The sequence below is a fragment of the Streptomyces murinus genome (genome assembly GCF_002154555.1).
GTDB lineage: Bacteria > Actinomycetota > Actinomycetes > Streptomycetales > Streptomycetaceae > Streptomyces > Streptomyces murinus.
In genome coordinates this window covers 1-12,852 of sequence record NZ_MUNF01000105.1, presented here as the reverse complement: position 1 = coordinate 12,852, position 12,852 = coordinate 1, and the positions used below count along the sequence as shown (strand labels likewise).

The window sequence follows — 12,852 nt, the reverse complement described above, 5'->3', positions numbered from 1 at the left end:
CGGCCCTGCCGGGCGGGGCCGCGGTCGACGCGCACGGCGCGCAGCACGATCCCCTCGGCGGGCGCGAGCAGCCGCCGCGCGGCCCGGATGCGCTCCGTCACCAGGCCGGGCAGCTCCTCGTCGGTGGCGGCCCCCGCCTCGACGTGCTCGATCAGCGCGCGGGCGTCGACGCTCCCGGGCGGCGGCACCAGCGGCCGGGCGCCTGCCGGTTCCGTACCTGTCGAGTCCGTACCCGCCGAGTCCATTCCAGCAGCGCCCGCACCGGTCGCGCCCGCGCCCCCCGGCACCCGCAGCCTGAGGATGTCGTGGGTGTCCAGCAGGGCCTGTACGACCCGTACCGCGTCCTCGGCGCCGAAACCGGCCGGGGTGCGCAGCACGAGCGACTGGTTGTACGTGTCGACGGGACCGCCCAGCTCCCCGAGCCACGCCATGATCGGGGTCGGCGCGAACGGGCCGAACCGGCGCGCGGGCCTGGCGGGACCGGTGCCCGCACCGGAGCGGGGGACCGCGCGGGCACCGGCCGCCAGCGCGGCGACGGTCTCGCTGCGCAGCACCTCACGGGTGGTGACGAGGAGCCCGGCGGGGCGGGCGCGGCTGACGACCTGGATGGCCTGGATGCTGTCACCGCCGAGCCCGGTGAAGCTCTGCCCCGGGTCGACGGCGGCCAGCCCGAGCACGTCCGCGATCAGCGCGCACAGCGTCCCGGCGGGATCCGGTACGCCGGCGCCGCCGTCGGCCCCGCCTCCCACGAGGGTGGTGGTGGAGCGGTCGAGGTCAGTCACGGGCCGTGTTCCCGGCGAGGGCGGCCACCAGGGACGCGGGCCGCATGTCGGTCCAGTTCCGCTCCACGTGGTCGAGGCAGCTCTGCCGCGGCGCGGGCCCGTGCACCCGCGTCCACCCGGCGGGGACGGTCACGGTGGCGGGCCACAGGGCGTGCTGGAGCTCGTCGTTGCGGACGACCAGGTAGTCGGCGTTGTCGTTCTCGAAGGGGTTGCTCATGGCAGGTCCTCGGGGTGTCCGTTCCGGGTGCCGTACGGGTCGTACGACGGGGTGGTGAGGGTGGTGGGGGCTATGGACGGGGGCCGCTGTCGACGCTGAGCCGCAGCAGGCGCCGCGCCTCGTCCAGCGCCGCCGTCACCCGCTCCGGCGTCGGGTGGCTGGCGATGACATGCCCGATCCGGTCACCGGCGCTGCGCGGGTGCCGTACGACCGTGCCCGGTGCGGCGGTGACCGTGACCGCCTCGACGTCCGGCACGGCGGCCGCCTCCTGGGTTCCGTCGACGGCGTCGAGCACCCCGTCGGCGTCGGGCAGCAGGAACTGGATGCCCGCGTGGGCGTCCTGGGCGGGCTTGAGGGCGGGGGCGAGCCCGACGGCGGTGCGCAGCTGCTGTTCGAGCAGGTCGACGCCGGTGGCCAGCCGGATGAGTTCGGGGATCATGCCGCCCGCGGGGCGCGGGTTGATCTCGATGACGGCGGGCCCCGCGGCGGTGAGCTTCACCTCGGTGTGGGTGGCGCCCAGCCGGATCCCGGCCGCGTCCAGGGCGGCGGTCACGGTCTCGGTGATCCGCTGGGCCGTCTCGGCCGGCAGCGGGGCCGGGAACAGATGCCGGTGCTCCACGAAGTGCGGGGTGCCGGTCACGGACTTCTCGGTGATGCCGACGCACTCGGCGCGGCCGTCCCAGGTGAACATCTCCACGCTGTACTCGGGGGCGTCCAGGTACTCCTCCACCAGGACCGTGCGCGCGGTCGGCATACCGCGGACATTGGTGGTCACGGCGAGGACCCGCTCGGCGTGCGCGGTGGCCGTGGCCTCGTCGGCGCAGAGCAGGACGTTCACGGAACCGGAGTCGTCGGCGGGCTTGACCACGCAGGGCAGCCCGGTGCGGGCCACGGCGGCGGCCACCTCGGACGCGTCGCGGACGACGGCGTACCGCGGCTGGCGCACCCCGGCGCTCTCCAGCAGGGCCCGCAGGGCCGACTTGTCACGGCACGCGGTCACGGCCTCGGGCGGATTGCCGGGCAGCCCGAGCCAGCGGGCCAGGCGCGCGGCGGCGGGGACGTAGAAGTCGCTGGTGGTGGTGATGCCCGCGATCTCCTCGCGGCGGAAGCGGTCCTGGACGGCGGCGCGCAGGGCGGCGTCCGAGTTGGTGTCGCAGCGGATCACCTCGGCGCCGGTGGCGGCGAGCCCCCGGTACCGTTCGGGGTCACCCGTCAACAGCACCGGTACGGCGTCCAGTTCCTCCCGGGCCAGCTCCAGGGCGAGCATCCCGGTGCCCGTGGTGTTGGACTCCACGAAGACCAGGTGCCGCCGCAGCTCCTCGGGGGCGCGGAACGGCTGCCGGGACCAGCTCAGCGCGGTCTGCCCGACCGGGATCACGGACGGCCCCTCGGGCGCCGGGAGTTCGTGCAGCCGATGGGTGTCCCAGTGCTCGTCGCTGTACACGGTGTCGGCGTACCGGTCGCCGCGGTCGGGCATGATGCCGACGATGCGCGAGCCCGGTTCGGCGCGCTCGGCGAGGTCGCCGAGGACGCGGTAGACCGAGCCGGAGGTGTTCCCGGCGAAGATCTGCTGCTCCCGGGCGAGATCCCGGGTGGCGGCGAACGCCTCGTGGTCGTTGAGCCAGTGCACCTCGTCGATGAGCGAGCGGTCCAGGTTCTTCGGCAGCAGGCTGTTGCCCAGGCCGCTCTGGAGCCGCTGCGGCACATCGGGCTGCCCGAACAGGGCGCTGCCCACGCAGTCGACGCCCACCACCTGCACGCCGGGCAGGCTCTCCCGCAGGGCACGGGAGGTGCCGCACAGCGATCCGCCGGAGCCGACCGCCCCGACCACGGTGTCGATGTGCCCCAGATCGGCGAGCAGCTCGCCCGCCAACTCCCGGTAGGCGCCCGGGTTGTCGGGGTTGGTGTACTGCTGCGGCCAGAAGGCGCCGGGCAGTTCGGCCATCAGTTCCGCGAGCCGCTCCAGGCGGGCGGACTGCCAACCGTGGCTGGTCATCGCCTCCACGATGTGCACCCGGCAGCCGAGGGCGCGGAGTTTGGCGAGGGTGACGGGATCGATGCGCGGGTCGGTGACGATGTGCACCTCATGGCCCAGCGAGCGGCCCACGAGGGCGACACCGAGGGCCATCGTGCCGGACGAGCTCTCCACGACCGGGGCGTCCGGCCGCAGTGTGCCGAGGCGCCGGGCCTCCCGGATGATGTTGCGGGCGACGCGGTCCTTCATCGCGAAGAGGTTCTGGAGTTCCAGCTTGGCGTAGACCTCCACCCCGCGTGCCTCGCCGAGGCGCAGCCGGACCAGTGGAGTCCCGCCGATCGCGTCCGTCAGCGTGTCGAACAGCATGGTCAGATCTCCAGCTCATGAGGGAGGGCGGAGGGTTCCGCGGCGGTATGGGGTACGGCGGGATGGGGTACGGCGGGAGGGGATACGCCGGGACGGGGTACAGGGCCGGCGGGCCCGGTGGGCTGTCCGCGGTGCGGCCGGGTCCAGTCGTCGCCCGCGCCCAGCGAGCGGTGCACGGACACCTCGCCGCCGAGCGCCGCACAACCGGCCCTGATATGAGCGGACTTGGCGTCGAGTTCGGGGTCGCCGGCTTCGAGGAGGACACCGAGCAGGGTGCCGCTGTGCGCGAGGACCAGGCCGAGCCCGCCGACCTCGTCGCACAGCACGCGCAGCCGGTCGAACCCGGGCCGCTCGCGCCGCCGTCCGTTCAACTCCGCGCTACGAGTCGCTACTTCACCTACGGCCGGTAGGTCGCCCTCGGTGACGGCGGCGGTGAGCCGGTCGAGCAGCCGGGCGTACTCGTGCCGGTCCGCGGCCCCGATCGGACCGGCCGTGCGGTTGTGGGCGACCGTGTCGACCTGACCGCCCTCGTCGTGCGCGACGACGGCGAACGGTGGCAGCGTGCCGAGTCTGCGGCCAAGGCGCACGCCCCGGTGGTGGAAGCAGACGATCTCGTCGTACATCACACCGTCGGCCGGTTCCACGCCCCGCAGGAACGCCTCGGTCTCGGCGGGGGAGAACGACCGTCCGAAGGCCGCGCCGACGGCTCGTACGGTGGCGACCAGGTCGGCCGACGAACTGGCCATGCCCTTGCCCTCGGGCAGGTCGCCGCCGAGTTCCAGCAGGCCGCCGTGGGTCACCCCGAGCGCGGACAGGACGGCCTCGGCGGTGCGCCGGGACTTGGCCTTGTGCGCGGGTGCGACCCGTACGTCCGGCCGTCCGGGCCACGGGTGGAAGGCGGCGGTCGCCCACCTGGCCAGCGGGAACGTCACCAGGAAGTCGCTGTCCGGCTCGGGCAGCGCACCCTGGAGAAGCTCCCCGAAGGTGCCGAAGGCGTGCCCGAGACCGGGTTCGAGATCGGCCGGCGCGGCGGCCGGGCTGGAGATCGGTGACGGCGGCATCAGCGGTCCCCCGCTTCCGCGTGTACGGCGCCCTCGGGGGAGCCCGCCGTCGCCTCTTTTGTGCGTACGGCGTCCACGGCGGGGCCCGCCGGCGCCGTGAGCCCGAGCGCCCGGTCCGTCTCGGCGGCACCCGCGCGGACGGCCTCGGCCCGCCGCTCCCAGGCGGCTTGCACCTCGGCGTACGCCGCCCGCTGGACGCGCAGTGCCTCGGCGACCGCCTCGGGCCGCGCCGACCCTTGCGAGGCCAGGCGTTCGAGCCCGCGCCGCACATCGAAGGCGTCGGCGAGCAGCCTGCCCGGTTCGGCGAGCGTGACGGAGTGCTCGGCCGCCGCCTCCACCAGCAGCTCGGGCACGCCCGGGTGCGGCGGGGCACCGGCGGCGACGGCCCGCACGATGTACTTGCCGGCGATCACCTGGGCGGTGCGCCAGGGCACGTCCTCGGTCAGGGTGAGGGCGTTGGCGAGGCTGAACCCGCCCAGGAACTCCCGCTCGCACACCTCGCGCATCCGCTCCGCGCGGAAGGTGAGGCGGCGCAGTACCTCGGTGAGCAGCCGTACGGTGCCGTGCGCCGAGTCGAAGGCGGCCAGCACATGGGTACCGGCCTCCTTGGAGACCTCGACCAGATTGCAGAACGGAGTGTTGCGCTGGCCGAGCAGGACGTCCGTGTGGAAGGCGGTCAGATGGGCGGTGCGGCCCCGGATGCGCTCCAGCACGGGGTAGTTCTTCTTCTGCGGCATGGCCGAGGAGATGCCGGACAGTTCGTCGGGCAGCTCGATGAAGCCGTACTCGCTGCCGCCCCAGCTGAGCAGGTCGGTGGTGAACCGGCTCAACGCGGAGCCCAGCAGGCTGAGTTCGGCGGTGGCCTCGGCGCTCCAGCGGCGGGAGGCGACCGCGGTGAGCGCGTTGGACTGCGGGCGGTCGAAGCCGAGCAGCCGGGCCATCCGGACGCGGTCCCAGGGCAGTTCCTGCCCGGCCATCGCGCCGGCGCCGAGCGGGCAGGCGTCGATGCCGTCGTAGGCGGCCAGCAGCCGGCGCTGGGTGTGCAGCAGGTGCTCGGAGAGCGCGGTGAGATGGAAGCCGGGGGTGATGATCTGGGCGGCCTGGAAGTGCGTGTACCCGGGCATGGGCAGCTCGCGGGTCTCCTCCGCGAGCTGTACGACGACCTCGCCGAGGTCCGCCAGGGCCCCGGCGAACGCGATGAGCCGCTCCCGGCCGAACATCAACTGGGCGCACGCCTGGAGGTCGTTGCGGCTGCGGTCGACGTGCCAGCGCACGGCCGGCCGCGCGAGCCCCGCCTCGACATGCCGCTCGATCGCGAACGCGATGTCCGACATGTTGGCGTCGGGCCGGGCGCTGAGGGTGTCCGGGCCCACCCCGTCGAGCAGGGCGGCGACGGCGTGCGCCTCGTCCGTGTCGAGCAGTCCCATGCGGGCGTACTCGGCGGCGAGGGTCTTCTCGATGGCGACGTAGTGGTGCAGCAGATGGCGGGACTCGAACCGGAACTGCGGGGCGAGCACCTCCTCGTGCAGCAGTTCGCTCGGTCCGCCGCTGATGCGGCCGGTGAGTTCGGCGGCGGGTGCCGGGGACTGGCTCGTCACGTGACGGTGTCCGTTCTGTGGTGTGAGCGGGCGTGGTGCGCAAGGGCGCCGGTGGGCGCCTTCCGCGGGCGGGGCAGGCAGGGTTCAGCGGTGGTCGGCCGCGGCCAGGGCGGCGCCGAGGGCCGCGGCCACGGCGAACACCTGCGGGGGCCGCACCAGTTGGTAGTGATCGGCGTCGGCGTCGTACCGGATCAGACCGTCCGGGACCCGCTCGGCCCACCGCCGCGCCGAGCCGATCTCGGCGCCGGTCAGGCTCTGGTGGAAGTGGACGGGGCCCGGTGCGACGGGCGGCCGGTAGCGGACGGTGGCGAGCAGCCCGGTGCGGAAGACGGTGTAGTGCCGGACCAGGTCGTCGAAGTCCGGCCCCGCATCCGGGAGATGGTCCGCCACGACCCGCAGCCGGGCCGTGGTGCCGGCCGCCGCGCGCAGTTCGGCGCGCAGCGCCGCCCGGGCGTCCGGGCCGGGGTCCGTGCCCGAGGAGCGTGCGAGGTCGTCGTGGAACCACTCCAGCAGGGACACGTCGTCGTCGGGGACGTCGACCGCCCTGGGGTAGGCCGTGTCCAGCATCGTGAGCGTCCCGACGCGTTCCCCGGCGGCGCGCAGCTGGTGGGCCATCTCATAGGCGAGCAGCCCGCCGAAGGACCAGCCGGCCAGATGGTACGGGCCCTCGGGCCTGACCTGGCGCAGCGCGGCGAGGTGGGCGGCGGCCAGTTCCTCGACGGTCGCCGGGGTGCGGTCGTCCCCGTCCGGTCCCGCGCCCGTCAAGCCGGGTGCGGTGAGCCCGAACACCGGGCGTCCGGGGTCCAGTTCGGCCGCGAGGTCGCGGTAGCACAGGACCTGGCCGCCGATGGGGTGGACGAGGAAGAGCGGGTCCAGGTCGCCGTCCGGGCGGATGCGGACGACCGGGTCCGGGCCGCTCGGCCGCCGCTGGGCGCGCAGCACCTCCGCCTGGCCCGCGACGGTCGGACGCTCCAGCACGGTGGAGACCGAAAGCCGTTCGCCGAACGCGTCGTTGAGGCGGCCGATCAGGCGCAGGGCGTCGATGGAGTGGCCGCCACAGGCGAAGAAGTCGTCGTGGACGCCGACCGGACCTGCGCCGAGGAGCTGTTCCCAGATCCCGGCGATCCGGGCCTCCGTCGCGTCGCGGGGCGGCTCGGGCGGGCTCTGGCGGAGCACGCCCGCCGGGTCCGGCGCGGGCAGCGCGGCGCGGTCGAGCTTGCCGTTGGGGGTGAGCGGCAGGGCGTCCAGCAGGACCCACGCCGAGGGGACCATGTGGTCGGGAAGCAGGGCCCGGGCATGCCGGACCAGCTCCTCGGCACCGGTGCCGGTGCCGCTGTCTGTGCCGGTGTCCGCGCCTGTGCCTGTGCCCGTGCCCGTGCCTGTGCCCGTGCCCGTGGCGTGGGCACCGTCGTCGGCCGTCACCACATACGCGACCAGCCGCTCCCCGCGCAGCAGCACGGCACAGCCGCGCACCGCCGGGTGTTCGCCGAGCACCGCCTCGATCTCCCCGGGCTCCACCCGGAAGCCGCGGATCTTCATCTGGTGGTCGGTGCGGCCGGCGTACTCCAGGGCGCCGTCCGGCCGGTGCCGGGCCAGGTCACCCGTGCGGTAGAGGCGGCGGGTGACCCCGTCGGCGCCGGTGTGCCGCACGAACCGCTCGGCGGTCAGCTCCGGGCGTCCGTGGTACCCGAGCGCCAGCCCGACGCCCTCCAGGTACAGCTCGCCGGTGACACCCAGCGGGACCTCGGCCAGGCGGGCGTCCAGGACATGGGTGCGCATATTGGCGATGGGCCGCCCGATGGGCACCGTGTCGCCGTCATCGGGCGCGCACCGCCAGGCCGTCACATCGACGGCCGCCTCGGTCGGACCGTAGAGATTGTGCAGCTCGACCCCGGGCAGCAGCTCGAAGAACCGGTTGCGGACGTCGGCGGGCAGGGCCTCGCCGCTGCACACGACCCGGGTGAGCCCGGCGGCCGACGCGACCGCCTCGGTGTCGTCCAGGAACACGGCCAGCATCGACGGCACGAAGTGCACGGTGCTGATCCGCTCGCTCCGCACGAGCCCGGCCAGGTAGCCGGGGTCGCGCTGCCCGCCGGGCCGGGCGAGGACGAGCGTCGCACCGGTGAGCAGCGGCCAGAACAGCTCCCACACCGAGACGTCGAACGTGTACGGCGTCTTCTGGAGCACCCGTTCACCGGCGACCAGCCCGTACGCGTCCTGCATCCACAACAGCCGGTTGGCGATGGCCCGATGGGACACCACGACGCCCTTGGGGGTGCCGGTGGAACCCGAGGTGAAGATCATGTACGCGGGGTCGTCGGGAGACGCGGCCGGTACGGCGGTGCGCGGACCGTCCGTCCGCCGGTCCGGCACGACGTCCGACTCGCCCGGTACGGCGCTCGGTTCATCCGGTACGACGACACTCACCCCGGCGTCCCGCAGCCGGGCGCCCCAGGCTTCGCCTGCGACGACCAGCCCGATCCCCGCCTCCGTCAGCAGGGACCGCACCCGCTGCTCGGGATGCTCCGGGTCCAACGGCACATACGCGGCACCGCACTTGAGCACGGCGAGCAGAACGACCGGCAGTGTGAGGGACCGCTCGAGGAGCAACCCGACGAACGTGCCGGGACCGGCGCCCCGCTCCCGCAGCCGCACGGCCAGCCGCTCCGCCGCCGCGTCGAGCGCCCGGTAACTCAGCTCGCCGCCCTCGAAGCGGACGGCCGTGGCATCAGGCGACACCCGTACCTGACGCTCAATCAACTCAGTGAGCACATGCGGCTCTTCGTACCGCTTCTCCGTGCTGTTCCACTCCGCGTACCGTCGCCGGTCCGCCACCGGAAGCAGGTCGGCCGCCAGGCAGTCCCGGTCCGGGGTGTCGGCGAGGGCCCGCAGTGCCGCCGTGTACGAGGCGTGGAGCGCGGTCATCCGTTCGGCGGGGAAGCGGGCGGCGTCGTAACGCAGCCCGAGTTCGAGGAGCCGGCCGTCGGGGCTGCGGGAGAACTCCGCGCCGAACGCGAAGTCCGTGTCGGCCTCGCCGATCTCGTCCAGCACCGTGAACGCGCCCTCGGCGGGGCCTTCCTGCTCGACGTGGAAGTGCGTGTAGTTGAAGAACGTCTCGAACGGCGCGCTGCCGCCGGCGGTGCGCACGATCTCCGCGAGCGGGAAGCGCCGGTGCTCGTGGACGGGGACCTCCAGATCCGCGACGCGTCGTACGAACTCCCGCCAGCTCCCGGCGGTGAGGGCGACGCGGAAGGGCAGCGTGTTGAGGAACACGCCGACGACCTTGTCGCCGTCCGGCTCCTCCGCGCGCCCGTTGTGGACCACACCGGTGGTGATCTCGTCGCTGCCGCCCATCAGCGCCATGACCCGGACGTGTGTGGCGAGCAGAAGGGTGCGCAGCGGCACACCCAGTTCGGCGGCGCGCGCGGTGAGACGTTCGTGCAGGTCGGCGGGGAGCGGCTCATGGTGCCAGGACATTTGCGGCGCGCCCCCCGCAGGACCGGTGCGGGGCAGCCGGGTCACGGTGGCGCCGGCCGTCTGCCCGGCCCAGAAGGACCGGTGCGCCGGGTCGGTGAGGGCGGCGCGTTCGAGCGCGACGAACGAGGCGAAGCGGGAGCGCGGCGCGGGGGCTGGCGCGGGGGCGTCCGCTCCGGCGCACAGACGGACGTACCGCGCACTGAGTTCGGTGAACAGTGAGCGTTCGCTCCAGCCGTCCACGATCGCGTGGTGTTCCGCGATGAAGAGCTGGAAGGCGGTGTCGGAGCGGCGCTGCACATGGAAGCGGATCAGCGGCGCCCGGTCCCAGACGAACGGGCGGGTGCGCTCGGCCTCGTAGTGCCGGGCGACGGCCGCCTCCCGCGCCGTCTCGTCCAGGTCGCGCAGGTCCTCGAAGGTGATCTCGGGGCGGGCGTCGCGGTGCACGAACTGGAGGGGTTCGCCGAAGCCGTGCAGATCGAAGGAGGTGCGCAGCATCTCGTGCCGGGCGGCGGCCTCGGCGACGGTCTGCCGCCAGGCGGCCTCGGACCAGGGCGCCCGCACGTGGTAGGCGGAGACGTTGTGGTAGACGCGCCCCGCGGCGGCCGGGAGGTCGCTGTGGAAGAGCATCCCGGCCTGGAGCCGGGTCATCGGGTAGGCGTCGTCGAGTCCGTCCGGGAGCGCGGCCCGGTCCGCGTCGGTGAGCAGCGAGAACGGCTCGTACGACGGCGTCGCGTCCGCCGCGCCGGGGTCGTGGGTGACGGCCTCGGCCAGGCCGCGCACGGTCTGGTGCCGCATGAGGTCCACGACGCCGAAGCGCAGCCCGCGGTCCCGGGCGCGCGCCAGCACCTGGAGGGAGCGGATGGAGTCGCCGCCCAGCGCGAAGTAGTTGTCGAGGGCGCCGACCCGCTCGTGTCCGAGCACCTCCTGCCAGACCTCCGCGAGGGCGGTCTCGACCGGGCCGCTCGGCGGTTCGTACGCCGATCCGGGCGCGAGCGCACCCGTCGCCGTCCCCGGCACCGGCAGCGCGCGCCGGTCGACCTTGCCGTTGGCGGTGAGGGGGAGCGCCGGGAGGGTGACGAGGGCGCCGGGGATCATATAGCCGGGCAGCCGGGCCGCCAGATGGGCGCGGAGGTCCTCCACCGTGAGGCCGACCGGGGCGGAGCCGTCCGTGCGGGTGCCGTCCGTGCCGGGGCGGTGCGTGCCGATGCCGTCCGTGCCGGGGCGGTCCGTGCCGGTGCCGTCCTCCGTGGGGTTTTCGGCGGCCGGTACGACATAGCCGGCGAGTACGGGGGTCCCGGTGGCGTCCGGGACGACACGGGCGACGGCGGCGCCGATGCCGGGGTGCGCGGTGAGCGCCGCCTCGATCTCGCCGAGTTCGATACGGAAGCCCCGCAGCTTGACCTGGTCGTCGATGCGGCCGAGGTACTCCAGCTCGCCGTCGGCCCGCAGCCGTGCCAGGTCGCCGGTCCGGTACCGGCGCTCCCCGGAGGGTGCGGTGGGGAAGCGTTCCGCGGTCAGTTCCGGGCGGTTGAGATAGCCCCGGGCCAGGCCCGCCCCGGCGACGTACAGCTCACCGGCGGCGCCGCGCGGGACGGGGCTCCCGTGCCGGTCCAGCAGATGCAGCCGCAGGTCCGGGATGGGCACCCCGATGACGCTGCCGCGTCCCTGTGCCGCGTCCCGGGCGGTCAGCGGGCGGTAGGTGACATGCACCGTGGTCTCGGTGATGCCGTACATGTTGACCAGCCGGGGCGTGGTGTCGCCGTGCCGGTCGAACCAGCCGGTGAGCGCGCCGACATCGAGGGCTTCGCCGCCGAACACCACATAGCGCAGGGCGAGTTGTTCGGACGGCCCACCCGCTCGCTGGGCGTCCACGCGGTCGAGCTGGTGGAAGGCGGACGGGGTCTGGTTGAGCACGGTGACCGCCTGTTCGCACAGCAGGCGGTGGAACTCCTCCGGGGAACGGCTGGTCTCGTACGGCACCACGACGAGCCGTCCGCCGTGCAGCAGCGCGCCCCACAACTCCCAGACGGAGAAGTCGAAGGCGATGGAGTGGAACAGCGTCCACACGTCCTCGGGGCCGAAGCCGAACCAGTGGTGGGTGGCGGAGAACAGCCGGGTGATGTTGCGGTGCGGAACCAGGGTGCCCTTGGGTCGTCCGGTGGAGCCGGAGGTGTAGATGACGTAGGCGAGATGGTCGGGCGTCACACCGCTGTCCGGGGCGGTGCCGGGCAGTTCGGCGAGCCGGTCCGCGTCGGCCGTCAGATCGACCGCGTGCCTGGCCGCGGCCTCCCACAGCGGACGGGTGGCGGTGGTGCCGACGACATGGCGCAGCCCGGCGTCGCCGATGATGTGCCGCAGCCGCTCCGGCGGGTTGTCCGGGTCGAGCGGAAGGTAGGCGCCGCCCGCCTTGAGGATGCCCAGCAGGCCGACCAGCAGCTCGGCGGAGCGCGGTGCGCACAGGCCCACCAGGGTGTCGGGTCCGACCCCGAGGGCGCGCAGCCGGTGCGCCAACTGGTTTGCCCTGCGGTCGAGTTCACCGTAGCTGAGCGCTCGTGAACCGTCGGTGACGGCGAGGGCGTCGGGGGTGCGGGCGGCGTGCTCGGCGAACACCTCGTGGGCGCAGCGCGCGGCGGCCCCCGCAGCCTCTTCGGGCAGGGCGGAGACGAGCGGGCGCAGCTCCTCGTCGCTGAGCATGGGCAGCCGGCTGACGGGCAGCTCGGGCTCCGCGACGGCCGCGGCCAGCAGCCGCAGATAGTGCCGGGTGAACCGTTCGACGGTGGCGGCCTCGAACAGATCGGCGCGGTACTCCAGCCGGCAGCGGACACCGTCCTCGCCCCGTACGACATCGAAGGTGAGGTCGAACTTGGCGCTCCCGGCGGGGCCTTCGAGCAGCCGGGCGCGCGGGCCGGGCAGCGCGGCCGTGGTCTCCGCCTCGTTCTGGAAGCCGAACACGACGTCGAAGAGGGGCGCGCGGTCGGTGGTGCGCTCGGGGTTGAGGTGCTCGACGATCCGCTCGAAGGGCAGGTCCTGGTGGTCCTGGGCGTCCGCGACGGTGTCCCGCAGCCGCTTGAGGTGATCGCGGAAGCGGGGGTCGTCGGAGAGGTCGGAGCGGATCACGAGGGTGTTGACGAACAGCCCGACGGTGTCCTCGAACTCCCTGCGGTTGCGGTTGGCCACGGGCGTGCCGACCAGGATGTCCTCGCCGCCCGTGTAGCGGCCGAGGACGATCTGGAAGGCCGCCAGCATGGTCGTGTAGAGAGTGCTGTCGGTCTCCCGGCAGAGCCGGTTCAGCCGCTCCAGGACGTCCCCGGGGACCGCCGCCTCATGGAGGGCCGCGCCACGGGACGGCAGCTCCCCGCCCGGGCGGCGGTCCGTC

Annotated in this window: 6 protein-coding genes; all 6 read right to left on the bottom strand. The window is 74.0% G+C overall.

The features are described from left to right. Window positions 1–782 (bottom strand): phosphopantetheine-binding protein (locus CCN72_RS08665; RefSeq protein WP_244174159.1); only part of this gene is annotated, 782 nt, incomplete at its 3' end. Then, window positions 775–999, bottom strand: coding sequence for an MbtH family protein (locus CCN72_RS08660; protein ID WP_086806998.1), 225 nt, complete (start codon window positions 997–999; stop codon window positions 775–777). The genes CCN72_RS08660 and CCN72_RS08665, both read right to left, overlap by 8 nt. A 70-nt stretch (window positions 1,000–1,069) precedes the next feature. Continuing rightward, complete coding sequence (locus CCN72_RS08655; protein WP_086806997.1) at window positions 1,070–3,340, bottom strand: pyridoxal-phosphate dependent enzyme; 2,271 nt, start codon at window positions 3,338–3,340, stop codon at window positions 1,070–1,072. Between the two features lie 2 nt (window positions 3,341–3,342). Beyond that, entirely contained in the window at window positions 3,343–4,401 is a 1,059-nt protein-coding gene (locus CCN72_RS08650) for a GHMP family kinase ATP-binding protein (protein ID WP_244174158.1), read from the bottom strand. Further along, entirely contained in the window at window positions 4,401–5,999 is a 1,599-nt protein-coding gene (locus CCN72_RS08645) for an argininosuccinate lyase (RefSeq protein ID WP_279630224.1), read from the bottom strand. The genes CCN72_RS08650 and CCN72_RS08645 overlap by 1 nt, the downstream gene beginning before the upstream one ends. Before the next feature lie 84 nt (window positions 6,000–6,083). Next, window positions 6,084–12,852: non-ribosomal peptide synthetase (locus CCN72_RS08640; protein WP_107430079.1), on the bottom strand; the 6,769-nt coding region annotated here is incomplete at its 5' end.

What these genes read in the sequence shown, in the direction of transcription:
- CCN72_RS08650 (WP_244174158.1), bottom strand. Translation starts at nt 4,401, where the DNA reads ATGCCGCCGTCACCGATCTCCAGCCCGGCCGCCGCGCCGGCCGATCTC.
- CCN72_RS08660 (WP_086806998.1), bottom strand. Translation starts at nt 999, where the DNA reads ATGAGCAACCCCTTCGAGAACGACAACGCCGACTACCTGGTCGTCCGC.
- CCN72_RS08655 (WP_086806997.1), bottom strand. Translation starts at nt 3,340, where the DNA reads ATGCTGTTCGACACGCTGACGGACGCGATCGGCGGGACTCCACTGGTC.